General features: G+C 69.6%; 20 protein-coding genes and 1 pseudogene. 3 read left to right on the top strand and 18 right to left on the bottom strand.

Annotated features, from left to right (window positions below; all coding sequences use genetic code 11):
• The 5 genes from alaS to F8O04_RS07660 all read right to left on the bottom strand — a co-directional run bounded on the left by alaS (window position 1) and on the right by F8O04_RS07660 (window position 5,705).
• A complete protein-coding gene (gene alaS, locus F8O04_RS07680; RefSeq protein WP_158028659.1) occupies window positions 1-2,670 on the bottom strand; it encodes an alanine--tRNA ligase in 2,670 nt (889 codons plus the stop codon).
• A 131-nt stretch (window positions 2,671-2,801) separates the two neighbouring features.
• Window positions 2,802-2,990 carry a hypothetical protein gene (locus F8O04_RS07675; protein ID WP_158028658.1) on the bottom strand — a complete coding sequence of 63 codons (189 nt, stop codon included), beginning with the start codon at window positions 2,988-2,990 and terminating at the stop codon, window positions 2,802-2,804.
• Between the two features lie 8 nt (window positions 2,991-2,998).
• A complete protein-coding gene (locus tag F8O04_RS07670) occupies window positions 2,999-3,364 on the bottom strand; it encodes a DUF948 domain-containing protein (protein WP_158028657.1) in 366 nt (121 codons plus the stop codon).
• A 147-nt stretch (window positions 3,365-3,511) separates the two neighbouring features.
• A complete protein-coding gene (rpsD, locus tag F8O04_RS07665) occupies window positions 3,512-4,141 on the bottom strand; it encodes a 30S ribosomal protein S4 (RefSeq protein ID WP_158028656.1) in 630 nt (209 codons plus the stop codon).
• A 235-nt stretch (window positions 4,142-4,376) separates the two neighbouring features.
• Window positions 4,377-5,705 carry a replication-associated recombination protein A gene (locus F8O04_RS07660; RefSeq protein ID WP_158028655.1) on the bottom strand — a complete coding sequence of 443 codons (1,329 nt, stop codon included), beginning with the start codon at window positions 5,703-5,705 and terminating at the stop codon, window positions 4,377-4,379.
• 162 nt (window positions 5,706-5,867) lie between these two features.
• Here F8O04_RS07660 and F8O04_RS07655 point away from each other — a divergent pair, with 162 nt between their 5' ends.
• The 3 genes from F8O04_RS07655 (at window position 5,868) to F8O04_RS07645 (ending at window position 8,724) form a co-directional block, all read left to right on the top strand.
• On the top strand, window positions 5,868-6,668 hold the full coding sequence (locus tag F8O04_RS07655) for a peptidylprolyl isomerase (protein ID WP_158028654.1): 801 nt from the start codon (window positions 5,868-5,870) through the stop codon (window positions 6,666-6,668).
• 150 nt (window positions 6,669-6,818) lie between these two features.
• A complete protein-coding gene (locus F8O04_RS07650; RefSeq protein ID WP_158028653.1) occupies window positions 6,819-8,051 on the top strand; it encodes a DUF349 domain-containing protein in 1,233 nt (410 codons plus the stop codon).
• A gap of 79 nt (window positions 8,052-8,130) precedes the next feature.
• Window positions 8,131-8,724, top strand: coding sequence for a hypothetical protein (locus F8O04_RS07645; RefSeq protein ID WP_158028652.1), 594 nt, complete (start codon window positions 8,131-8,133; stop codon window positions 8,722-8,724).
• Here the strand turns inward: F8O04_RS07645 and F8O04_RS07640 are convergent.
• The 13 genes and pseudogenes from F8O04_RS07640 to F8O04_RS07575 form a co-directional block, all read right to left on the bottom strand.
• A complete protein-coding gene (locus F8O04_RS07640; RefSeq protein ID WP_158028651.1) occupies window positions 8,714-10,948 on the bottom strand; it encodes a RelA/SpoT family protein in 2,235 nt (744 codons plus the stop codon). The two genes, F8O04_RS07645 and F8O04_RS07640, sit on opposite strands and share 11 nt — an antisense overlap.
• 513 nt (window positions 10,949-11,461) lie before the next feature.
• A pseudogene (gene secF, locus F8O04_RS07635) lies at window positions 11,462-12,427 on the bottom strand (protein translocase subunit SecF); the annotation flags it as partial.
• Complete coding sequence (gene secD, locus F8O04_RS07625; protein WP_308420210.1) at window positions 12,427-14,559, bottom strand: protein translocase subunit SecD; 2,133 nt, start codon at window positions 14,557-14,559, stop codon at window positions 12,427-12,429. The pseudogene secF and the gene secD, both read right to left, overlap by 1 nt.
• A 129-nt stretch (window positions 14,560-14,688) precedes the next feature.
• Window positions 14,689-15,258: a preprotein translocase subunit YajC gene (locus tag F8O04_RS07620; RefSeq protein ID WP_158028649.1), complete on the bottom strand. Its 570-nt coding sequence runs from the start codon at window positions 15,256-15,258 to the stop codon at window positions 14,689-14,691.
• Window positions 15,259-15,354: 96 nt separating this feature from the next.
• Complete coding sequence (gene ruvB, locus F8O04_RS07615) at window positions 15,355-16,416, bottom strand: Holliday junction branch migration DNA helicase RuvB (protein ID WP_158028648.1); 1,062 nt, start codon at window positions 16,414-16,416, stop codon at window positions 15,355-15,357.
• Window positions 16,413-17,084 (bottom strand): Holliday junction branch migration protein RuvA, encoded by a 672-nt coding sequence (gene ruvA, locus F8O04_RS07610; RefSeq protein ID WP_158028647.1) that lies wholly within the window; start codon window positions 17,082-17,084, stop codon window positions 16,413-16,415. Before ruvA ends, ruvB begins: the two co-directional genes overlap by 4 nt.
• 103 nt (window positions 17,085-17,187) lie before the next feature.
• Window positions 17,188-17,793 carry a crossover junction endodeoxyribonuclease RuvC gene (ruvC, locus tag F8O04_RS07605; protein ID WP_158028646.1) on the bottom strand — a complete coding sequence of 202 codons (606 nt, stop codon included), beginning with the start codon at window positions 17,791-17,793 and terminating at the stop codon, window positions 17,188-17,190.
• A 16-nt stretch (window positions 17,794-17,809) separates the two neighbouring features.
• Window positions 17,810-18,574, bottom strand: coding sequence for a YebC/PmpR family DNA-binding transcriptional regulator (locus F8O04_RS07600; protein WP_158028645.1), 765 nt, complete (start codon window positions 18,572-18,574; stop codon window positions 17,810-17,812).
• A 36-nt stretch (window positions 18,575-18,610) separates the two neighbouring features.
• Window positions 18,611-19,843: a cation:proton antiporter gene (locus F8O04_RS07595; RefSeq protein WP_158028644.1), complete on the bottom strand. Its 1,233-nt coding sequence runs from the start codon at window positions 19,841-19,843 to the stop codon at window positions 18,611-18,613.
• Between the two features lie 23 nt (window positions 19,844-19,866).
• Window positions 19,867-21,177 carry a M18 family aminopeptidase gene (locus tag F8O04_RS07590; protein ID WP_158028643.1) on the bottom strand — a complete coding sequence of 437 codons (1,311 nt, stop codon included), beginning with the start codon at window positions 21,175-21,177 and terminating at the stop codon, window positions 19,867-19,869.
• A 50-nt stretch (window positions 21,178-21,227) separates the two neighbouring features.
• Window positions 21,228-21,806: a pyridoxal 5'-phosphate synthase glutaminase subunit PdxT gene (gene pdxT, locus F8O04_RS07585; protein ID WP_229741665.1), complete on the bottom strand. Its 579-nt coding sequence runs from the start codon at window positions 21,804-21,806 to the stop codon at window positions 21,228-21,230.
• A 69-nt stretch (window positions 21,807-21,875) separates the two neighbouring features.
• On the bottom strand, window positions 21,876-22,781 hold the full coding sequence (pdxS, locus tag F8O04_RS07580) for a pyridoxal 5'-phosphate synthase lyase subunit PdxS (protein ID WP_158028641.1): 906 nt from the start codon (window positions 22,779-22,781) through the stop codon (window positions 21,876-21,878).
• Between the two features lie 73 nt (window positions 22,782-22,854).
• The gene (locus tag F8O04_RS07575; RefSeq protein WP_158029153.1) at window positions 22,855-23,433 is read right to left on the bottom strand and encodes an HIT family protein; all 579 of its coding nucleotides are present in this window, start codon (window positions 23,431-23,433) and stop codon (window positions 22,855-22,857) included.
• Between the last annotated feature and the right edge of the window lie 39 nt (window positions 23,434-23,472).

The raw sequence follows: 23,472 nt of genomic DNA, 5'->3' as shown, positions 1-23,472 counted from the left end.
CTAGTTGCCGGCCAATTCGCGCTCGACGGCGGCGAGCGCGTCACGGAGTTTCGTGGGGTCCTGTCCCCCGCCCTGCGCGAGGTCGTCCTTCCCGCCGCCCCCGCCGCCAAGCACCGGCGCGGCGACGCGCACGAGGGCTCCGGCCTTGACCCCCGCCTCACGGGCGGCCGCATTCGTCGCGACGAGCACGACCGGCTTGCCGTTCGAGACCGCGCCGAGCGCAACGACCGCCGGTGCCGACCCGAGCCGTTCACGCACGTCGATGGCGAGCTTGCGCACGTCGTCGCCGCCGCGCACGTCGCCGAGCTCCGCCGCGACGAGCCGTACCGCGCCCACCGAGCGTGCCGAGGACACGAGCGACGGCGCGCGTGTGAGCAGGGCCGCCGCCTCAAGGTCGGCGATGCGCTTCTCGGCCCGCTTGAGGTCGTTCACGAGACTCATGACGCGCGACTCGAGCTCGACGCGAGGCGTCTTGAGATTCGACGCGAGCGTCTGGACGATCGCCCGCTCCGCGGCGAACTCCTTGAATGCCTCCCGGCCGACGAGCGACTCGACGCGGCGGTTGGCCGCGCCCACCGATCCCTCACCGATCAGGTTGATGAGGCCGATCTCGCTCGAGTGCGCCACGTGCGTGCCGCCGCAAAGCTCGCGTGACCAGGGGCCTCCGATGTCGACCATGCGCACGATGGCACCGTACTTCTCGCCGAACAGTGCCTTGGCCCCGAGCGCCTTGGCCTCATCGATGGGCAGCTCGCGGGTGACGACCTCGTAGTCCTGCCGGATCGCGTTGTTCGCGATCTCCTCAAGCTCGCTGCGGGTCTGACCTGAGAGCGGCTGCGACCACGAGAAGTCGAGGCGCAGGTAGCCGGCGCGATTGTACGAGCCTGACTGCAGGGCGTCGGGCCCGAGCACATCGCGCAGGGCCGCGTGCACGAGGTGGGTCGCCGAGTGCGCCTGGTTCGCACCGCGCCGGTAGGCGGCGTCGACGATGGTCTCGACGCGGTCGCCGACGGCGACGTGACCGCTGGTGACCGTGACGGTGTGACTCACGAGCCCCGGCACAGGCCGCTGCACGTCGACGATCTCGGCGGCGAAGTCGCCCGCGTGGCCAACGATCGTGCCGGAGTCGGACTCCTGGCCGCCCGACTCGGCGTAGAGCGACGTGCTGTCGAGGATGAGCTCGACCTGCTCGCCGGACACCGCCTCTGCGACCGGGTGGCCGTCACGCAGGATGCCGAGTACCTCGGCCTCGTGCTCGAGGTCCGTGTAGCCGACGAAGCCGGTCTCGCCGAGGGCCCGGAACTTGCTGTAGACCCCGAGGTCGGCGAGGGCGGTGCGCTTCGACTTGGCGTCGGCCTTGGCACGAGCGCGCTGCTCGGCCATCAGCTCGTCGAAGGCGGAGCGGTTGACCTGCAACCCGGCTTCCTCTGCCATCTCGACCGTGAGGTCGATGGGGAACCCGAAGGTGTCATGGAGGAGGAACGCCGTGTTGCCGGGAAGTGTCGAAACGCCCTCGTGGCGGGTGCGTGCGACCGCGTCGTCGAGGATGGCCGTGCCCTGGGAGAGGGTACGCAGGAAGGTCTGCTCCTCTGCGAAGGCGAGGCGCCCGATGCGGTCGAAGTCGGTCGCGACCTCGGGGTAGGCGTCGCGCATCGCGTCGCGCGACGCGGCGAACAGCACGGGGAAGGTCGCGCCCTCGACACCGAGCAGACGCATCGAGCGCACGACGCGCCGCAGCAGGCGCCGGAGGATGTAGCCGCGGCCCTCGTTGCCCGGCTGCACGCCATCCGACATGAGCATGAGCGAACTGCGCACGTGATCGGCGATGATCCGCAGCCGCACGTCATCCTCGTGGGTGCGGCCGTACGAAACGCCAGCCAGCTCCGCCGCGGCGTCGAGTACTGGGCGCACCTGATCGATCTCATACATGTTGCCGACGCCCTGTTTGATGAACGCGATGCGTTCAAGCCCCATGCCGGTGTCGATGTTCTTGGTCGGCAGGTCGCCGATGATCTCGTAGTCGTCCTTGGACGTGCCCTCGCCGCGCACGTACTGCATGAACACGAGGTTCCAGATCTCGACGTAGCGGTCGTCGTCGGTTGCCGGGCCACCGTCGGCGCCGTGCTCCGGACCGCGGTCGAAGAAGATCTCGGAGCACGGGCCCGCCGGGCTGCCGGCGCCGCCGGCTGACCAGAAGTTCTCGCCCATGCCGAGCCGCTGAATGCGTTCCTCGGGGAGGCCTGAGATGGAGCGCCAGATGTCGTGCGCCTCGTCGTCGTCGAGGTACACCGTGACCCAGAGGTCGTTGGGATCGAACCCCAGACCGCCGTCGGCCTCCGGGGTCGTCAGTAGCCCCCAGGCGAAGGCGATCGCCTCGCGCTTGAAGTAGTCGCCGAACGAGAAGTTGCCGCACATCTGGAAGAAGGTGCCGTGGCGAGGGGTCTTGCCGACCTCCTCGATGTCGTTCGTCCGGATGCACTTCTGCACGCTCGTCGCGCGCGGATACGGCGCGGGCACCACGCCCGTGAGGTACGGGATGAAGGGAACCATGCCCGCGATCGTGAACATGATCGTCGGATCGTCGCTCACGAGCGACGCGGACGGGACGGGCGTGTGACCGTTTCGCTCGAAGTAGTCGAGGAAGCGCTGTCGGATCTCGGCGGTCTTCATTCGGTCATCGTCATTCGACGGTGTTCATTGGGCGTGCGCATTGAGAATCGGGTGTGCCTTTGGCTGTGAGGGCGGCTGGGGTGTCGTCAGCCCGGCAGGTCGTTCGAACGACCCGCGGGCGTCCGTGCGAGTCAGCGATCGATCGCGTCGAGCAGCTCGTCCGTGCGGGCGTTGTAGCCGTCTTTGACGGCGCCCACGAACTCGTCGACGCGCTCGTTCACCCGCCCGAAGACGGCGCGGCCGCGCTCCGTCGAGTTGATGATGTGGGCTGCGGCGAAGCCGAGGGCGACGCCGCCGATGAGGAAGAGCGCGGACTTCACGGCGACCCCTAACGTCCCCTGCGCGCGCTGCGCAGCGAGGAAAGCCCGGCCTTCACCGCGGCGGTGAACCCGGCGAGCTTGATCAGCGGCCCACCGAGCGTCGCTGCGGTGAGCGCGACGAGGCTCGAGACGTTCGTCGTCGTGTCCGCCACGTTGGTCGTGATCGTGTCGACCTTCTCGAGCTGCTTGTTGGTCTCCTTCACCGTGACCTGCGTCTCGGCGAGCGTCGGCGTCAGCGCATCGACCGATTCGCGGATACCCGCGCGCAGTTCGTCGAAGACGCCGCCGAGCTTGAGCAGCGGCACCGCGAGCAGTGCGGTCAGGACGAGGAACACACCTGCGGCGATGAGCCCGGCGATGTCACCTCCGGTCATATCGAACCCCAATTCTCCTTGAGTGAGCCGGCCCGGGAGGCCATCGTCGTCCCGGGTCCGCCGAGCGTGCACGAAGGGCGGGCCACGCGCGGATTGCGCATGACCCGCCCCATCGTAGCGGCGCTCGGTCCGTCGGCTTGGCCGGGATTAGCGAGCGGCGTAGTACTCGACGACGAGCTGCACTTCACACGTGACGGGCACCTCGGCGCGCTTCGGGCGACGCTCCAGCTTGGCCGTGAGCGTCGCGGCGTCGCTCGAGAGGTAGCCCGGAACCTTGGGCAGCACGTCGAGGTGACCGCCCGCGGCGGCAACCTGGAAGGGCTCGAGCTCTTCCGAGCGCTGCTTGACCTGGATAGTCTGCCCCGGCTTCACGCGGAAGCTGGGACGGTCGACGATCTTGCCGTCGACCATGATGTGGCGGTGCACGACGAACTGCCGGGCCTGCGAGGTCGAGCGGGCGAAGCCCGCGCGCAGCACGAGCGCGTCGAGGCGCATCTCGAGCAGCTCGACGAGGTTCTCACCCGTCAGGCCGGGGTGTCGGCGCGCCTCTTCGAAGGTGATGCGCAGCTGCTTCTCGCGGAGGCCGTACTGCGCCCGGAGGCGCTGCTTCTCGCGAAGGCGAACCGCGAAGTCGGAGTCGGTCTTGCGGCGCGTGCGGCCGTGCTGGCCGGGCGCGTACGGGCGCTTCTCGAGGGCGCGAGCGGCCTTCGGGGTCAGTGCGACACCGAGGGCACGGGAAAGGCGAACCTTCGAGCGGGTGCGTGAGGTCTTGGACATGAGTTCCTTATCGGTCGTTCGGCGCGCGTGAGCGCGCAGAGGTGCTCCGCATCCGGATGCTCGCCCGCACGAGGGATGCGGGCGCACCCTGAGGATGCGTCAAACGAGGCGGTCGCGTGGCGCGCCCGGCTACAGGGCTCCGCCGTCCCTTCGGCGCCCAGCCGCAGGCGACACGAATCGGCGACCGTGTCACATTACCAGATGCAGCGAAGTACGGGGCGGCGCGGTGCGCACCTCAATCGGCGCGGGTGATACGGCGGATGCGTTCGAGCCGCGCCGCGAGGTCGCGCTCGGCGCCGAGGGGGCGGGGCGTGAAGTACTCGACGCCCTCGAGCGTGTCCGGTAGGTACTGCTGACGCACGACCCCGTTCGCGTGATCGTGCGGGTAGACGTAGCCCTTTCCGTGCCCGAGCCGCTTCGCGCCCGCGTAGTGCGCGTCGCGCAGGTGCTTCGGCACCCGTCCCGACTTCCCGGCCTGCACGTCGGCGATCGCCGCATTGATCGCGGTGTAGGCCGCATTCGATTTCGGAGCGGTCGCGAGGTAGATGGTGGCCTCGCTGAGGGGGATGCGACCCTCCGGCATACCGATGAGCTGGACGGTCTGGGCCGCGGCCACGGCGATGGGCAACGCCTGCGGGTCCGCCAGCCCGATGTCCTCCGCGGCCAGGATCATGAGCCGGCGGGCGATGAACCGGGGGTCCTCTCCGGCGACGATCATGCGCGCGAGGTAATGCACCGCCGCGTCCGGGTCGCTGCCCCTGACCGACTTGATGAACGCGCTGATGACGTCGTAGTGCTCGTCGCCGTCCCGGTCGTAGCGAAGCAGCGCCTGGTCGGACGCCGCCTCGACGTGCTCACCCGTCACGCGGGACTCGTCGGATGCCTTCGCGGTCGCGGCGGCGGCCTCGAGGGTCGTGAGCGCCCGCCGGGCGTCGCCGGAGGCGAATTGTACGATCGCGCGGCGAGCATCCTGGTCAAGGTCGATCGCGCCGCCGAAGCCGCGATCGTCGCTGATGGCCCGGTCGAGCAGACCCTCGAGGTCTGCGTCGTCGAGCGGGTGCAGCGTCAGCAGCAGACTGCGGCTGAGCAGTGGTGTGATGACCGAGAACGACGGGTTCTCGGTGGTCGCGGCGACGAGCGTGACCCAGCCGTTCTCGACACCGGGGAGCAGCGCATCCTGCTGCGCCTTCGTGAAGCGGTGGATCTCGTCGAGGAAGAGGACGGTCTGCCGGCCGTACAGGTCTCTGCGGCCGAGCGCCTCGTCCATCGCCGCGCGCACGTCCTTGACCCCTGCCGAGATCGCGCTCAACTGTACGAACGAACGGTCGGCGGTGTGGGCGATCGCCTGTGCGATCGTGGTCTTCCCGGTGCCGGGCGGGCCCCACAGGATGACCGAGGTCCCCGCCGAGTGGGGATCTCCGGGCTCGGCCAGCTTGCGGAGCGGTGATCCGGCTCGAAGCAGGTGACGTTGGCCGACGACCTCGTCGAGCGAGCGCGGGCGCATCCGCACGGCGAGCGGCGCCGTCGCCGACGCCCCCGTGAGGCCCACCGCGCCGCTCGTCATGATCGGCAATGGTAGGCGCTGCGCCGGCGAGACGACGAACCGGCCCGCCCTCCGACCGGCGCACGGTCCCGACAGGTCAGGCGAACGGGGCGCCGACCGGGCTGCGGGTAAACTCGCTGCGGCGCCGGGCCCGGCGCGAGACAGGCCGAGCGAAGAGGAACCGTGGCGAGCTCCAAGAAGACGAAGGAAGAACGTCGGCGCAAGCGCGAGTACGAGGCGCGCGTAGTGGTGAACGAGCGCCAGGTCAAGCGCAACAGGCGCGACAACATCGCGGCCCTCGTCGCCCTCGCCGTCGTCGTCGTGCTCGTGACCGGTGCACAGGTGTACTACTTCACGGGCGGGCCGGGGTCGACGGCGGCGGAGACGAGCGACCCCGCGACGACCGAGACGGCGCCCGCGACTCCCGACGCCACCGAACCCGAGCTCGACCCGAACGTGCCGTCGGCCGACCTCGCCGAGGGCCGCTCCTGGACGGGCACCATGACGTTCAACGACGAGCTCGAGCTGGGCATCGAGCTCGACGGGTCGTCGGCTCCGCAGGCGGTGTCGAACATGATCGCGCTCGGCGAGGAGTCCTACTTCGACGGCACGTCGTGCCACCGACTCACCACCTCCGGGCTGTTCGTGCTGCAGTGCGGCGATCCGGAGGGGACGGGGACCGGCGGCCCCGGCTACTCGTGGGGCCCCGTCGAGAACGCGCCGGAAGACGGCGTCTACCCCGCGGGCACCATCGCCATGGCGCGCGTCGGCAACGACGGGTACAGCATGGGCAGCCAGTTCTTCATCGTCTACGAGGACACCGAGTTGCCGGCGGATTCCGCGGGCGGCTACACCGTCATGGGCCAGGTGACGAGCGGGCTCGACGACCTCGTCGCGCAGATCGTCGACGAGGGCGTCGAGGGCGGGGCGACCGACGGTGCGCCCGTCGCCCCCGCGGTGATCACCGACCTGACGCTCGAGTAGCGGCTCGCCGGGCCGCCGCTCCCGCGCGCTGGGCGTGCCGGGACGCCGTCGCGGCGGTATCCCGGGGGCGGGGCCAGGGTGGGCCGAGTCGCTCCCGTGCCCTAGGCTTGTCGCACTTGCGTCACGCCTATCCCTGAGGAACCTCCACTCATGTCCGAGCTCACTGGCTCCCCTTTCGGCCGCGTCGACGACGACGGTACGGTCTACGTCATCGAGAATGGCGCCGAGCGCGCCGTCGGCCAATACCCGGACGGCTCGCCGGAAGAGGCGCTCGCCTACTTCACGCGTAAGTTCGCCGATCTCGAAGGTCAGGTCGCGCTGCTGGAGCAGCGCGTTCGCAACGGCGCCCCCGCCGATGCGGTCGCCCGTTCGGTGGCGCACCTGCAGGAGCAGCTCGTGGGCGCCAACGCTGTCGGCGACTTCGCGAGTCTCAAGGAGCGCGTCGCGGCGCTCGGCGGCACGGTCTCAGAGCTCACCGAGCTGCAGCAGGAGGCGTCGCGAGCCCAGCTGCAGGAGGCCATCGCCGAGCGCGAGGCGATCGTCGTGGAGGCTGAGCAGCTCGCGGCGCAAGATCCCGCGAGCATCCAGTGGAAGCAGACGCAGGTGGCCATCGAGGCGCTCTTCGCGCGCTGGCAGGCGCACCAGCAGACGGGACCGAAACTGCCGAAGGGCGAGGCGAACGCCCTGTGGAAGCGGTTCCGTCAGGCCCGCTCGACCCTCGACACCGAGCGGCGTGCATTCTTCGCGAAGCTCGATGCGGCGCACCGCGAGGCGCGCGAGGCCAAGAACGAGCTGATCGCCAGGGCGGAGGCGCTCGCTCCCAAGGGCGCAGACGGCGTCGGCGAGTACCGCCGCCTGCTCGACGAGTGGAAGGCCGCGGGACGTGCCGGCCGCAAGCACGACGACGCCCTCTGGAACCGGTTCAAGGCGGCCGGCGACGTGCTCTTCCAGGCGAAGAACGAGGTCGACGCCGCGGAGAACGAGGAGCTCAGCGGAAACCTGGAGCGGAAAGAGCAGCTCCTCACCGAGGCCGAGCCGCTCTTGCGAGCGCAGGACCACCGGGATGCCCGTGCCAAGCTCACCGACATCCAACGCCGGTGGGATGAGATCGGTCACGTTCCCCGTGATCGTTTCCGCCAGGTCGAGGATCGCCTCCGAAAGATCGAGCAGCACGTGCGCACCATCGAAGAGGAGCACTGGGCCCGGTCGAACCCGGCGAAGCAGGCTCGCAACGAGGGACTGCAGTCGCAGCTCAGCGAGGCCATCGCCAAGCTCGAGGCCGAGCGAGACGCGGCGGCCGCGAGCGGCAATGCAAAGCGGCTCAAGGAGGCCGAGGAGGCCCTCGAAGCCCGGAAGACCTGGCTCGGGGCGCTCGGCAACTGAGGCCTGACGCCTGAGGCCTGACGCGGAGTATCCACAGGCCGCCGACCTGCGCCACGCGCGCGGCGCGGACCATGCGACGATGGCGTTCGTGCGTGCGATCCCACTTGCTGCGTTGCCCGAGGTCGAACGTCAGGCTATGCGGCTCGACGGGGACGTGATCGTGGCCGGCCCGGCCGACGCGGCCGTCTGGATTCCGCCCGACCAGCCCGACGACCCGGGGTTCCGGGCCTCGCTCCTCCGGCCGCTCGTGCCGGCGGGCTGCGTCGTGTCGGGTGCGACAGCGGCGTGGGTGTACGACGGCCTGTGCCCGGGCAGGCGGCTCGAGCTCGTGGCCGAGCGACGGCGACGTCGCCCTGTCCGCCGGCCGGACCTGGTGATCCGGTTCGCCCGCGCGCCAGAGCGGCATGTCGTGACGATCGCTGATGTGCGCCTAACGAGCATCCCCCGGACGCTTGTCGACCTCGCGGTCGCCGACGCCTGCGACGTGAACCGCCTGGCGGCCCTGTGGTCGTCGGTCGCGGGCGTCCGCAGCGACGACGAGCGCGCGGAGCTCATCGAGGAGAGCCGTGCCGCCATGTGGCGGCGTCGCGGGGCCGAGCGCGCCGCCGGCCGCCTGCGCGCGGCGCTCGGGCCAGAGTGGGACCGGCCTGACCGGGCGGCGCCTACGAGGTGATGCGGTAGACGTCGTAGACGCCGTCGATGCGGCGCACGGCGTTGAGCAGCCGGTCGAGGTGCACGGTCTCGCCCATCTGAAACGAGAATCGGCTCGTCGCCAGGCGCGCGGTCGTGGTCTGCACGGAAGCAGAAAGAATGTTGACGTGGTGTTCACTCAGCACGCGCGTCACGTCCGACAGCAAGCCCGATCGGTCGAGGGCCTCGACCTGGATGTTCACGAGGAACACGCTCGTGCTCGACGGCGCCCACTCGACGTCGATGAGCCGTTCGGGCGACTGCTGCAGGTCTGCGGCGTTCGAGCAGGTGATCCGGTGCACGCTGACACCTTGCCCGCGGGTGATGAAGCCAAGGATCTCGTCGCCCGGAACAGGGGTGCAGCACTTGGCGACCTTGACGAGGATGTCGGGCGAGCCGCGCACAAGGATTCCCGAGTCGCCCGTGCGCGGCGGGCGCGCGCCGACGACGGGGATGCTCGCGGTCGCGGTGCCTTCAGGGTCGCTACGCAGCTCTTGCTGCAGTTTCTCGATGACCGACTGCGACGACACGTGTCCGTCACCGACGGCCGCGTAGAGCGCCGTGACGTCGTTGTAGCGAAGCCGGGAGGCGACCCCTCGGAACGCTTCGGCGACCCCGTCACCGCTCAGGGACAGATTGGCCTTGCGCAGCGCCCTCGCCATGGCGTCTTTGCCCTGCTCGATGGCCTCATCGCGGCGTTCCTTCGAGAACCACTGCCGGATCTTGTTGCGCGCACGAGCCGACGTGATGAAGCCGAGCCAGTCCTGCTTCGGCCCGGCGTCGGGGCTCTTCGACGTGAAGACCTCGACGACGTCGCCGATGTTCAGCACGGTGTTGAGCGGTACCAGCCGGCCGTTGACCTTGGCCCCCATAGTCCGGTGGCCGACGTCGGTGTGGATCGCATAGGCGAAGTCGACGGGCGTGGCATCGGCGGGAAGCCCGATGACCTTGCCCTGGGGCGTGAAGACGTAGAGCTCCTTGACGCCGATCTCGAACCGCAGCGAGTCGAGGAACTCGCTCGGATCGGTCGTCTCCGCCTGCCAGTCGTTGAGGTGCTGCAGCCACGCCATCTCGGTGCGCTTCGGCGACGACGAGGGGGCACCGCTGTTCCTGCCCTGCTCCTTGTATCGCCAGTGGGCCGCGACGCCGTACTCGGCGCGGCGGTGCATGTCCTCGGTGCGGATCTGGATCTCGACGGGTTTGCCATCGGGCCCGACGACCGTCGTGTGCAGTGACTGGTAGAGGTTGTACTTCGGCGTCGCGATGTAGTCCTTGAACCGCCCGGGCATCGGCGTCCAGCGAGCGTGAATCGATCCCAGCACGGCGTAGCAGTCGCGAACCGTGTCGACGATGACGCGAATCGCCGTGAGGTCGTAGATCTCGTCGAAGTCGCGCCCTCGTTGGATCATCTTCTGGTAGATCGAGTAGAGCTCCTTCGGCCGGCCGGAGACCTCGGCCTTCACGCGCATGGCCGCCAGGTCGGCCCGGACCAGGGCGAGCACCCGGTCGACGTACTGCTGGCGCTCCGGTCGCCGCAGCGCGACCAGATTCGAGATCTCAGAGTAGATCTTGGGGTAGAGCACACCGAACGAGAGGTCCTCGAGCTCGTTCTTGATGGTCTGGATTCCCATGCGGTGCGCGAGCGGGGCGTAGATCTCGAGCGTCTCCTTCGCCTTGCGCTTCGCCGACTCGGGCTTCATGAAGCCCCAGGTGCGGGCGTTGTGCAGGCGGTCGGAGAGTTTGATGACGAGCACGCGGATGTCTTTTGACATGGCAACGACCATCTTGCGGACCGTCTCGGCCTGGGCGTGGTCGCCGTAGGTCACCTTGTCGAGCTTGGTGACGCCATCGACGAGCATCGCGATCTCATCGCCGAAGTCGGTGCGAACGTTGTCGAGCGTGTACTCCGTATCCTCGACCGTGTCGTGGAGCAGCGCAGCCGAGACGGTCACCGCGCCCACCCCCAGGTCGGCGAGGATCTGCGCGACGGCGATGGGATGCGTGATGTAGGCCTCGCCGCTGCGACGGAACTGCCCCTCGTGCGCCCGCTTGGCCACCTCGAACGCGCGCTGCACGAGCGCGACGTCTGCGCGAGCATCCTGCCGTCGGAGCGTGCGGACAAGCTCGTCGATCTCCGGTGCTTCGCTCGCGCGCGTGAAGAGCCGCGGTACGAGCCATCGCAGTGACGACGGCGAAGTATCGCTCATCGTCACCTCCCGGGATTCTGCGCCCCGCGCGACTGGGCTCGAGGGTCGGCCCCGGCGGGGTGCGATAAAACTACACCACCCCGGCCGCGGGTCGTGACGCGGCCGGGGCGATGTTCGCTCTCGGCGCCGCTACCGCCGCCGGCGCTTGCGCTTGCGCGCGTTCGGCCGCTGTCGGCCACGGTTGCCGACCCCGGCCTCCGCCTTCTCGCGGCCCGACGCGGTGCCCTCCTCGACCGTCGCGTCGGGATCGACATCCTCGTCGTCGCCCGGCTCGTCGTCAGCTGACTCGTCGTCGCCCGGGACGCCGTCGACTCCGTCGTCGAGTGGCTCGTCGTCGAGTGGCTCGTCGCCCGGCTCCTCGTCCACCTCGGCGCCCTCGAGCTCCCACGGGCTGTCCGCGTCCTTGCTCGCGCGGGACTCGCGTTCGGCATCAGGATCCCCCGCGACCGCGGTCGGGCGGCGTCGGCGGACCGGTTCCTCGACCGGCTCCTCTGAGACCTCGACATCTTCGCCGCGCAGCTTCCTGACGCGTGCGTCGATGTGCTTGATCCGCGCTTCGCCCGACCGGAGCCAGGCGTAGACGGGACCGGCGAGGAAGATCGTCGAGAGTGCACCGACGAGGATGCCGATGAACAGCGCGAGCGCGATGTCGCGAAGCGTGCCCGCGCCCATCACGACGGCGCCGATGAACAGGATCGCGGCGACGGGCAGAATCGCGACGACCGACGTGTTGATCGAACGCACGAGCGTCTGATTGATCGCGAGGTTGACGAGCTCGCCGAACGTGCGCGAGCCGTCTGGCAGATGCTCCTCCGTGTTCTCGCGGACCTTGTCGAACACCACGACCGTGTCGTACAGCGAATAGCCGAGGATCGTCAGGAAGCCGATGACGGCAGCAGGGGTCAGCTCGACCCCGGTGATCGCGTAGACCCCGACCGTGACGACGATGTCGTGCGCCAATGCCGCGAACGCGGCGACGGCCATCTTCCAGGTACGGAAGTACAGGGCCATCAGCGCGGCCGCCAGCAGGATGAACACGCCGAGGCCGACGAGCAACTGCCGGGTGATGTCGGCGCCCCACGACGGACCGATCGTGGAGACCGCGACCTCGGTCACGTCGACGCCGAACGCGTCTGCGAGTTCCTGGCGCAGCTGCGCGTTCTCCTCCGCCGTGAGCGATTCCGTCTGCACGCGAACGGAGCCGTCGCCGACGACCGACACCCGCGGGGGTGTGTCGGTGTATTGCTCGGCGATCTCGGTGCCGACCGCCTGGTCAGGAGTGGTCGACCCGGAGACGGTGAACTCGCTCCCGCCCGTGAACTCGATGCCGAGCTCGAGGCCGCCGCGCGCGAACGGCGCGGCGATGGCGACGGCCATCAGGAGCGCGGCGATCAGGACGAACAGTCGGCGACGCCCGACGAAATCGATCGACCGCTCCCCCGTGTAGAGCTTGTTGCCGAGCTTCTGGAAGCTGGCCATCAGGCGTCCTCCCCGTTCGTCGAGGCGGCTCGGCGTCGTGCGCGTCGCCGCCGTGCGCGTTGCAGTGCGGGGCTCTCGTCGGCGGCGTCGTCGACGCCCGTCGGCGACGCGATCGCATCATCCTCGGTGTTCGCCGCGCTGGGCTCTTCCGCGTCTGCGTCTGCCTCGACTGCGTCGGCCTCGGCGTCGTCCGCGTCGGATTCTGCCTCGCCGGACTCGGCCGCGTCCGCGTCCGCTTCGTCGGCGGCTTCGTCTTCGGCTGCGTCCGGCTCATCTGCGTCGTCCGCCTCATCGAGCGCGGCATCCGTCGCGCCAGGGGCCTCATCGTCGGCGAGGTTCCGGTCGCGGAGATCGTCCTCGCGGAGGTCGTCCTCGCTCGTGAGCTCGTCGGTGTCGTCGTCGCGCTCGAGGGTTGCGGTCGACGTGCGCTCGGCCGCCTCGGTTTCGCGGGTGCGTGTGGACGGCGCCTCGGCGCGTTTTCTGCCTCGTCGCCTCTTCGGCGGCGCCTCGACGGGCTCGTCCTCGAGCACTTCGCCGCGGGCTTCCGCCGCCTTGCGCTCGGCGAGCGTTCGCCGCCGAGCGGCTTCGCGGGCCGCCCCCTTGCGGCCCCCGGCCGAGCCGCGGAACGAGCCGCGCCCGCGGTACACGGCGCCGAGCGCGCGGGGGTCGAGGCCGGACGCCGGATGCCCGGAGCCGAAGAAGCGCGTGCGAGCCAGCAGGCGCATGACCGGGTGCGTGAACATCGTCACCATGATCACGTCGACGATCGTCGTGAGGCCGAGCGTGAGCGCGAAGCCGCGAACGTTGCCGACCGCGATGAAGAACAGGACCAGCGACACGAGCAGCGTCACGGCGTTCGACACCAGGACGGTACGGATGGCGCGCGACCAGCCGGTCTCGACGGCGGACGGCAGGCTCTTGCCGTCTCGCAGCTCGTCCTTGATGCGCTCGAAGTAGACGACGAACGAGTCGGCCGTGATGCCGATCGCCACGATGAGCCCCGCGACACCGGCGAGCGACAGGCGGTAGCCCTCCTGGCTCGATAGCCAGGTCACGACGAGATATGCCACGCCCGCGGCGATCGCGAGCGAGGCGATCGTGACGAGCCCGAGCACGCGGTACTGGAACACCAGGTACACCACGACGAGCGCGAGGCCGATCGCGCCGGCGATGAGGCCGCTGATGAGCTGCGATGTCCCGAGCGTCGCGGAGATCGTCTGCGACGACTGGGTCTCGAAGGTGAACGGGAGGGCACCGAACTTGAGCTGGTCGGCCAGCGCCTGTGCGCCCTCCTCCGTGAACGAACCGGAGATCTGCGGACGCCCGTCGGTGATGATGGCGTTCGTCGTGGGAGCGACGATGACGCGATTGTCGAGGGTCGCCGCGAACTGGTTCTGCGCCTCGGTCAGGTTGTAGAGGCGCTGCGTCATGCTGGCGAACGCCTCGGTGCCCGCGGCATCGAACTCGATGTTGACGGCCCACTGGTTCGTCGTCGCGCCCGTCGAGGACTGCACGAGCCCGGCGTTGGCGTCGCTGATGTTGGCGCCGGACACCTCGACGGGTCCGAGGATGAATTTCTGCTCCCCGGTCTCGTCACAGGTGATGAGCGGCTCTGCGGGGTCGATCTCGCTGGCCGGCCTGAGATCGGTCTCGCAGTTGAACTGCAGGAAATCGACGTACAGCGTGTCGTAGACCTGCACGAGGTCGCTCGGGTCGGTGGGCTCGGTGGCCGGCGCCGTCGAGAGGTCGTCCGGCAGCATCTCCGGCGGGATCACCTGCGTGTTCGCGGCAGCGTCGGTCACGAGCACGGGGCGGAAGTCGAGGCGTGCCGAGCTCTCGATGCGGGAGCGGGTCTGGTCATCCATCTCGCCCGGCACGGCGACCACGATGTTGCGGCCACCCTGCGTGGTGATCTCGGCCTCCGAGACACCCGCAGCGTCGACGCGCTGGCGAATGATCGAAACGGCCTGCTGCATCTGCTCCGCGGATGGGTCAGAGGCGCCCTCAGGCAGCTGCGCCTCCAGAACGATCTGCGTACCGCCCTCGAGGTCGAGGGCGAGCTGTGGCGCCCATGTGCCGCCCTGGAACGCGACCGCGATCCAGTTGAGCCCTCCGAGCACGAGAATGAGCAGGAGCAACCAGGTGAGGGTACGCACCGCTTTGGTCGCGGCGCTGGCGCCGTACCTCCGCTGCGTGCCTGTCGATGAGGACTTCGCCAACGCAGTTATGCCTTTCGCCCGATGGGGCAGGTGTGAGGTGGGTCAGGCCTTCGCGGGGCCGTTGTCGTCGCCGCGGTACTGACCGAGCGGGTCGTCGCCGTTCGCCGACTCCACCTCATCGGCCTCGATGGCGTCGGGGTCGATGTCGGCTTCGCGGTTGTCGAGCCCATCGTCAGCGTTCTCGAACTCCGCGCCGAGCTCGTCGTCGGTCTCCTCGAGATCATCCTCGCGCTCGTCGTCGTCCCACGCCTCGGTGTCATCCGCGTCCAGGGCGTCACCATCTGCGGGCGCCGCAGCCCCGGCGGGCTGGGGAAGGCCGTCGTCGTCCAGCGCGGAAGCGTCATCCGGCACGGTCGGCGAGAGCACATTGATCACGGTCGCCGTGTGCACCCGGAGGGTCGTTCCCGGCGAGGTCTCGAGCGTCGTGACGTTGTTGTCCGCGTCCTGCGCAACGATGGTGCCGTAGATGCCGGCCTGCGTCATGACCTCGGCGCCCACCACCATCTGCTCGCGCAGCGACTGTTGCTGCACCGCACGCTTCTTGTTGCCGCGCCACATGAAGACGAGCAGGACCGCGATCAGCAGGAGTGGGATGAGGAGCATTGGGTCCATCGGCGAAACCTTTCAATAGCCGGCTGGGTGGAGAGGCCACCCCGAGCGAACGGCAAACACGCCGAGTATACGCATGCCCGTGCGCCGAACCGTGAATCAGACGCCGTCGAGGGGCACGTTCCCGCCGGTGGCGGCGCCCGGACGAGCGTATCCGAGATGAGCGTAGGCCGCGGGCGTGGCGATTCGCCCGCGCTGCGTGCGCGCGATCAGCCCGGTACGCACGAGGAACGGCTCGACGACCGCCTCGACGGTCTCGGCCTCCTCCCCCACGGTCACGGCAAGGGTGCGGATGCCGACCGGTCCGCCCTCGAACCGGGCGATGAGCGCCTCGAGCACGGCGCGGTCGAGGCGGTCGAGGCCGAGCTCGTCGACGTCATACACGTGCAATGCGTGCTGCACTGCGGCAAGGTCGGCCGGCGTGTCGTGCACGAGGGCCACATCGCGAACGCGCCGCAGCAGTCGATTCGCGATGCGGGGCGTTCCGCGCGACCGTTTCGCGATCTCGCGGATCGCCGCCCGCTCGACGTCGAGCCCGAGCAACCCGGCCGCGCGAGCGACCACCTTCTCCAGCTCATCGTCGGCGTAGAACTCGAGGTGGGCAGTGAATCCGAAACGGTCGCGGAGCGGGGTCGGGAGCAAGCCCGCCCGCGTCGTCGCGCCCACGACCGTGAACGGCGCGAGCTCGAGCGGCACGCTCGTCGCCCCCGCGCCCTTGCCGACCATGATGTCGATGCGAAAGTCCTCCATCGCCAGGTACAGCATCTCCTCGGCCGTGCGCGCCGTCCGGTGGATCTCGTCGATGAAGAGGATCTCGCCCGGCACGAGGCTCGAGAGCACGCTCGCCAAATCGCCCGCATGCTGCAGTGCCGGCCCGCTCGTGAGGCGGATCGGGTGCCCCGTCTCCTCGGCGACGATGAGCGCAAGGGTGGTCTTGCCCAGCCCCGGCGGGCCCGCGAGGAGGATGTGGTCGGGCGCTCGCTGCTGGAGCGCTGCTGCCCGCAGCAAGAGATCGAGCTGAGACCGCACCTTTTGCTGACCGACGAACTCGGCGAACGACGCGGGTCGCAGCGCCCCCTCGAACGCGAGTTCCGCGGCCGACTCCACGACGCCCGCCGGTTGTGGAGCGCGCGATGCGCCGTCGTCGCCGGGGGCGGTCATCGGCGTCCCTTCGGTGCGGACAGGATGCGCAGGGCCGCCCGCAGGAGCGAGGCGACGTCGAAGAGACGTCCGTCGTCGGGAGCGTCCGGAGCGTCGACGAGCGTGGCCGCGGCGTCGTCGACCGCAGGGCCGGCGATCTTCTCGGCGTATCCGAGGCCGACGAGCGCTTCGACGACGTCTGCGCGCGTGCTCGGGGCAAGGAGGCCGGCCGGGGCGGCGCCGTCGACGGCGTCTTCTGGGTGCTGCGGCGTCGCCCCCCTCGTCACGGGAGCGACGATCTTCCCCTTGAGCGAGACGATGATGAGGCCCGCGCTCTTGGGGCCGATGCCGCTCACCCGCTTGAACGCGGCGACGTCCTCGTTGGTGACGGCCCGCGCGACGTCATCGGGGCTCAGCTGCGAGAGGACGCCCAGCGCTGACTTCGGCCCGACGCCAGAGACCGAGATCAGGTGCTCGAAGATCTCGAGCTCGTCGTCGTCGCGAAATCCGAAGAGGGTCCACGCGTCCTCCCGGACGACGAGGTGAGTGATGACGTATGCCTCGTCGCCGACGCGGAGGTCGAGGGCGTGCCTCGGCGTGACGTGGACCCGGTAGCCCACGCCCTGGACGTCGAGGTGCACGGTTTGCGCGCCGAGCGCGAGCACCGTGCCGCGGAGTGAGGCGATCACCCCGTCACACTAGGCCGTCCGGCCCGCGCTCCGCCGCAGCAACACGGGGCTCTTCGGCCGTCACCCGAGCCCGGTGACGGGAGCATTCCCTCGCGAGGGCGTCTCAGCGTCCGCGGGAGCGCCGCTCCGCGTCCGCCCACGCGCGCTGGGCCGGTGTGAGGGTCTCTGAGCCTGACGCCCGCGCAGCAAGCAGGCCACGGCGTTCGGCCGCGGCTTCGCTGGCGGCGGCCGCGACGGGCGATTTCCAGGCGGCGCAGATGGCGAGCGCGAGCGCGTCGGTGGCATCCGCGGGTCTCGGCTGCTCGGCGAGGCCGAGAATGCGCTGCACCATGACGCCGACCTGCGGCTTGTCGGCCGAACCGTAGCCCGTGACCGCGGCCTTCACCTCGCTGGGGGTGTGGAGGGCGACGGGCAGGCGACGCTTCGCCGCCTGGTACAGCACGACGCCCGAGATCTGCGCCGTGGCCATGACGGTGCTCACGTTGTGCTGGGCGAAGACGCGTTCGAGCGCGACGCGGTCGGGCGCGTGCGCGTCGAGCGCTCGCTCGATCCCCTCGCCGATGACCCGGATGCGATCGCCGAGTTCGGCGTCGGCGCTCGACCGCACGACCTCGACGTGCACGAGGGAGACGCGGCGGCGCGCATCCACGTCGATGACCCCGATCCCACAGCGGGTGAGACCGGGGTCGATACCGAGAATGCGCGCCATGCCGGCGACCCCGCCGCTACTCGTCGTCCTCGTCGAGCTGCGACCGCACCTCTGGCGTGAGCTCCATGCTGGTGTACACGTTCTGCACGTCGTCGCTGTCCTCGAGCGCGTCGACGAGGCGGATGACCTTGCGCGCCGTCTCGGCGTCGACCTCGATCTTGACGCCGGGCACGAACTCGGCGTCGGCCGAGTCGTAGTCGATGCCCGCGGCCTGGAGCGCGCTTCGGGCGCCCACCATGTCGCTCGCCTCGGTGCGGATCTCAAAGGCTTCGCCGTGGTCAATGACCTCTTCGGCCCCTGCGTCGAGCACGACCTCGAGCACCTCGTCCTCGGTGGGCGTCTCGCCGTGCGGCACCGCGATGATGCCCTTGCGCTCGAAGTTGAAAGCGACCGAGCCCGGATCGGCCATGTTGCCGCCGTTTCGGGTCATTGCGGTGCGGACCTCGGCGGCGGCGCGGTTCTTGTTGTCGGTCAGACACTCGATGAGCAGGGCGACGCCGCCAGGCGCGTATCCCTCATACATGATAGTCGCGTACTCAATGGACTCGCCCGTGAGGCCCGCGCCACGCTTGACGGCGCGATCGATGTTGTCGTTGGGCACGCTCGTCTTCTTCGCCTTCTGAATGGCGTCGGCGAGCGTCGGATTGCCCGACGGGTCGGGGCCGCCCGTCTTCGCGGCGACCTCGATGTTCTTGATGAGCTTGGCGAACGACTTGGCACGGCGCGCATCGATGACGGCCTTCTTGTGCTTGGTCGTGGCCCACTTGGAGTGTCCTGACATACGGCTTCCTCGATTGTGAGTACGTAGCTCACAATGCTAGGGCGTCGCCGCCGGGCGGCGCGGAGGCGTGCCGTGGCGGGTCCGAAGGAGCACCCCGGCAAGCAGGGGGAACACCAGGACCGTGACCGCGCCTGCCGTCACCATGATGGAGGCGGTGGCATCCGTGATGACCTCGGACGAGGCGGCGACCTGCGTGACGGCGACGATGATGGGCAGCCCCGTCGCTGCGAAGAGGCCGAGGGCCGCGCGGTCGCTCGTGCGCGTGAGCCCCGAGTGCGTTTCGGTCCATTGCTCGCGGAGGAACACCGGCAAGCCCCGCACGAGGGCGATCACGACCACGAAGCCGACGAGCAGCGGCCATTCCTCGAGCACGGCAACCGGATCTATGCCCATGCCGCTCGTGACGAAGAAGACCGGGATGAGCAGGCTGAAGCCGACGACCTCGACTTTGTGCATGATCTCGGTCGCGTGGTCGGGAGCCGCGCCCTTGATCATGGCGTTCAGCAGGAGGCCGGCGGTGAACGCCCCGAGGGCGACGTCGAGCTCGAAGACCGCCGTGAGCAGCATGAGCGTGAGCAGCACGAGCACGGTGACGCGAAGCGTCGTCTGCATCGTGGAGTTCGAGGCGGCGACGAAGGCCCGTCCGAGCAGCGGCACGCGACGGAAGATGCGACCGGGCACGGCGACCGTCAGCACGGCGGCGAGCGCGAAGGCGATGAGCAGCAGCGCCGACAGACCGGTGCCGTGCGCCGACAGCAGGAGCGACATCGCGACGATCGGGAGCAGCTCGCCGTACGCGCCGTGCATCAGGGTGGCCCGGCCGAGCGGGGTGGGGAGCGTCCCGGCGTCCTTGAGAATCGGCAGCAGCGTGCCGAGCGCGGTCGACGTCGAGGCGATTCCGAGCACGATCGCGACGTGCCAGTCCCCCTGCACGAGCAGCATCCCCGCACCGACGCCGAGCGCGGCGCAGATGAACCAGGTCAGCGCCGCATGCCGTCCCTGCCGGCCCCGCATGTCGGTCGTGTTGACCTCGAAGCCCGCCAGGAGGAAGAGGAACCCGATTCCGAGCTCACGGATGAACGCGACCGACCCGGTCGATTCGGCGACGCCGAGCACATTGGGGCCGATCACGACGCCGAACGCGAGAAGCCACACCACGTCGGGGATCACGCGGCGCGTGACGAGCGCCAGGATCGGCGCGAGCACTGCCGCGAGGCCGATCCACCACATCGAGAGCAGGTTGTCGATGAGCAGGTGCGCCTCGTCCATCCGATGAGGCTAGCGTCCAGGTGTCAGGCGTGCTCGGGCCAGCCGCCCGCGAGGAACACCGCCAGTGCGCGCTCGAGCGCGTGTGCATCGGCGATCGCGCATACCTCGCGCGCCGAGTGCATCGAGAGGATCGGGATGCCGACGTCGACGGTCGAGACGCCGAGCCGCGTCGCCGTGATCGGTCCGATCGTGGAGCCGCAGGGGATCGAATTGCGTGACACGAACGGCTGCGTGGTTACCCCCGCGTTCGAGCAGACGCCCGCCCAGAGCGCCGCTCCCCTGGCGTCGCTGGCGTAGCGCTGGTTGGCGTTGACCTTCAGGATCGGCCCGCCCCCCGCGATCGGGCGGGCGCCGTCATCGTGCCGCTCGGGGTAGTTCGGGTGAATGCTGTGGCCGACATCGCTCGAGACGCACCAGGATGCCCCGAGTGCGCGCGCGCGGTGGCTGGGTGAGACGGCTCGCGCATCCTGGATTCGGTCGATCACCTGCTCGAGGAGCGGGCCCGCCGCCCCGGAGCGCGTGCCGGAACCGACCTCCTCGTGGTCGAACGCCGCTATGACGGGGATCACGCCGGAGGGCACGGTGTCGACGATGGCGCGCATTGCCGCGTGCACGCTGACGAGATTGTCGAGGCGGCCTGCGGCGAGCATCGTCTCGTCCGAGCCCAGGAAGGCGGGTGCCTGCGTGTCGGCGAGGGCGAGGTCCCACGCGACGAGGTCCTCCGCCTCGACGCCGGCGGCGGCCGCGATGATGCTGCGGGCATCGGGCCCGTTCTCGGGCCCGGTGACGGGGGCGGTGTGCAGTTGGGGGTCGAGTTTGAGCCCCTCGCTGTTCACCTGCCGGTCGAGGTGCACCGCGAGCTGCGGAATGCGCGCGATGGCGCCGGTCTGCACGAGCCGGGTCGAGCCATCCGTCAACGACACGCGTCCCGCGAGGCGCAGCTCGCGGTCGAGCCACGAGTTCAGCAGCGGCCCGCCGTAGACCTCGACCGCGAGTTGACGCCAACCGTGCGCGACACGGTCGGGCGACGGCTTCAGCCGAAACCCCGGCGAGTCGGTGTGCGCGCCGACGATGGCGAAGGGCGCGGTGTCGTCGATCTCCTCGGGGATGCGCCAGGCCACGACCGCGCCATCGCGCAGCAACACGTAGTCACCCGGTTCGGCCGGCCACTCGTCACGCTCCTCGACGCGGGCGAATCCCGCGGAGGCGAGGTGGTCGGCCACTGCCGCAGCGGCGTGGAAGGAGCTCGGCGATCGCTCCACGAACTCCGCGAGCGAGTCGGCGCAGGCGCGCTGACGCTGAACGTGGGAATTGCGGCGTCGTGCGGCGGCCATGGTGGGCTCCTTCGATCGTCGACGGTTGCGAGATGCTGGCGGGTGGTCGGTCAGTCGGCGTCGCCGGCCGCGACTCTGGCGAGAAAGTGGCGGTGCAGGCGCGTCTCGCCCGCGACCTCGGGGTGGAAGGCGATGCCGATGAGATTGTCCTGCTCAATGGCGACGACGCGGCCGTCCGGCAGCGCACCGAGGACGGTGGCCGACGGACCCACTTCGGTGACCAGCGGTCCGCGGATGAACACGGCGTGCACGGGGTCGTCGCACACGAGGGGCATGTCGAGATCGATTTCGAAGGAGTCGCGCTGCGAGCCGAAGGCGTTGCGCTGCACGGTGACGTCGAGCCCGCCGAACGTCTGCTGATCGGGCAGGCCGTCGACGATGCGGTCCGCGAGCAGGATGAGCCCGGCGCACGTGCCCAGCACGGGCATGCCGTCCGCGACGCGATCCCGGATCGGCTCGCGCAGGCCGAAGATCCTCGACAGCTTGTCGATCGTGGTCGACTCGCCGCCGGGGAGGACGAGGCCGTCGACGGTGCCGAGGTCGTGCGGCGTGCGCACGAGCACCACCTCGGCGCCGAGCGAGCGCAGCGCGGCCACGTGTTCGCGCACGTCGCCCTGGAGGGCGAGCACGCCGACACGCGGCGGCGCTGCGTGCGACTGCGGCTCGGCCGTATCCGGTGGTGACTCGGGCGTCACCGACTACCAGCCGCGCTCGGCAAGGCGGTGCGGCGCCGGGAGATCGGCGACGCTGATGCCGACCATGGCCTCGCCGAGGCCGCGCGACGCCTCGGCGACCGCCTTCGCGTCGTCGTACATGGTCGTGGCCTTGACGATCGCGGCGGCCCGCTTCTCGGGCTCCCCCGACTTGAAGATGCCAGAACCCACGAAGACGCCGTCGGCGCCGAGCTGCATCATCATCGCCGCGTCCGCGGGCGTTGCGACGCCGCCGGCCGTGAACAGCACGACGGGCAGCTTGCCGGTCTCGGCGATCTCGGCCACGAGCTCGTAGGGCGCCTGCAGTTCCTTGGCGGCCACGTAGAGCTCGTCGGCGCTCTTCGACCGCAGGGCGCGGATCTCGCCGGAGATCTGCCGGATGTGCTTCGTGGCCTCGCTCACGTCGCCCGTGCCGGCCTCGCCCTTCGAGCGGATCATCGCCGCGCCCTCGGTGATCCGGCGCAGGGCCTCGCCGAGGTTGGTCGCGCCGCAGACGAATGGCACGTCGAACTGCCACTTGTCGATGTGATTGACGTAGTCGGCCGGGCTCAGCACCTCGGATTCGTCGATGTAGTCGACGCTCAGGGCCTCGAGCACCTGCGCCTCGACGAAGTGGCCGATGCGCGCCTTCGCCATCACGGGAATCGACACCTCGGCGATGATCGCCTCGATGAGGTCGGGGTCGCTCATGCGGGCGACGCCCCCCTGCGCGCGAATGTCGGCGGGGACGCGCTCGAGCGCCATGACGGCGACCGCGCCCGCGTCTTCCGCGATACGCGCCTGCTCGGGCGTGACGACGTCCATGATGACGCCGCCCTTGAGCATCTCGGCGAGGCCGCGCTTGACCCGGCTCGAGCCGGTCGTGACGACCTGGGTGCTTTCGTCGGTCATGATGTCCTTTCTGGTGCCCGGGTCATCGGGCGTTGTGGTGTTCCGCGCGGTGTGGCGGGGCGAGCCTCGTGCCCTATTTCGGCCACGCCGCCGCAAGGTGGTTGCGGAGGTCGCCGAGCAGCACGGGGAATGCCTTGGTCTTTGCGATGATGGGAAAGAAGTTCGCGTCGAGTGGCCACCGCGGCACGATGTGCTGATGCAGGTGACCGGCGATGCCGGCACCCGCGATCCGGCCCTGGTTCATGCCGAGGTTGAAGCCCTGCACGTGCGACTGCTCCCGCATCACCCGCATTGCGGTCTGCGTGAGTCGGCCGATCTCGAGGATCTCGTCGTTGGTCGCCTCGTCGTACATCGCGATGTGACGATAGGGACACACGAGCAGATGTCCATTGTTATACGGATAGAGGTTCATGACCACGAACGCGTGTTCGCCGCGAGCGACGATCAGGACCTCTTCATCGGGCCGTTCCGGTCCCCGGCAGAACGGGCAGACATCCTCGTGGGGATCCTGTCCATCCGTGATGTAGGTCATGCGGTGGGGCGTCCACAGCCGCTGGTACTCGTCCGGAACGCCCATGAGCTCGTCCGATGTCTGCACCTCGACGTCCTCGAGTTCCTCGGCCGGAAACCCGAGTCCGCCCCTCGCGCCCATCCCGGCCGGAAAGCGAAGGCGGCCGGACGCCGCACCTGA

This window comes from Pseudoclavibacter endophyticus, assembly GCF_008831085.1.
GTDB lineage: Bacteria > Actinomycetota > Actinomycetes > Actinomycetales > Microbacteriaceae > Pseudoclavibacter > Pseudoclavibacter endophyticus.
The sequence above is the reverse complement of the archived record's forward strand: the minus strand, read 5'-3'. Positions and strand labels throughout refer to the sequence as shown.

Excerpts from the sequence above, each read along its gene's own strand:
- F8O04_RS07590 (WP_158028643.1), bottom strand. The coding sequence starts at position 21,177 with ATGGCCGCCGCACGACGCCGCAATTCCCACGTTCAGCGTCAGCGCGCC.
- F8O04_RS07645 (WP_158028652.1), top strand. The coding sequence starts at position 8,131 with ATGGCGTTCGTGCGTGCGATCCCACTTGCTGCGTTGCCCGAGGTCGAA.
- F8O04_RS07595 (WP_158028644.1), bottom strand. The coding sequence starts at position 19,843 with ATGGACGAGGCGCACCTGCTCATCGACAACCTGCTCTCGATGTGGTGG.
- F8O04_RS07620 (WP_158028649.1), bottom strand. The coding sequence starts at position 15,258 with ATGGACCCAATGCTCCTCATCCCACTCCTGCTGATCGCGGTCCTGCTC.
- ruvC (WP_158028646.1), bottom strand. The coding sequence starts at position 17,793 with ATGGCGCGCATTCTCGGTATCGACCCCGGTCTCACCCGCTGTGGGATC.
- F8O04_RS07660 (WP_158028655.1), bottom strand. The coding sequence starts at position 5,705 with ATGACGAGCGGCGCGGTGGGCCTCACGGGGGCGTCGGCGACGGCGCCG.
- rpsD (WP_158028656.1), bottom strand. The coding sequence starts at position 4,141 with ATGTCCAAGACCTCACGCACCCGCTCGAAGGTTCGCCTTTCCCGTGCC.
- F8O04_RS07640 (WP_158028651.1), bottom strand. The coding sequence starts at position 10,948 with ATGAGCGATACTTCGCCGTCGTCACTGCGATGGCTCGTACCGCGGCTC.
- F8O04_RS07650 (WP_158028653.1), top strand. The coding sequence starts at position 6,819 with ATGTCCGAGCTCACTGGCTCCCCTTTCGGCCGCGTCGACGACGACGGT.
- F8O04_RS07600 (WP_158028645.1), bottom strand. The coding sequence starts at position 18,574 with ATGTCAGGACACTCCAAGTGGGCCACGACCAAGCACAAGAAGGCCGTC.
- F8O04_RS07670 (WP_158028657.1), bottom strand. The coding sequence starts at position 3,364 with ATGACCGGAGGTGACATCGCCGGGCTCATCGCCGCAGGTGTGTTCCTC.
- F8O04_RS07575 (WP_158029153.1), bottom strand. The coding sequence starts at position 23,433 with ATGGGCGCGAGGGGCGGACTCGGGTTTCCGGCCGAGGAACTCGAGGAC.
- pdxS (WP_158028641.1), bottom strand. The coding sequence starts at position 22,781 with ATGACCGACGAAAGCACCCAGGTCGTCACGACCGGCTCGAGCCGGGTC.
- alaS (WP_158028659.1), bottom strand. The coding sequence starts at position 2,670 with ATGAAGACCGCCGAGATCCGACAGCGCTTCCTCGACTACTTCGAGCGA.
- ruvB (WP_158028648.1), bottom strand. The coding sequence starts at position 16,416 with ATGACCGCCCCCGGCGACGACGGCGCATCGCGCGCTCCACAACCGGCG.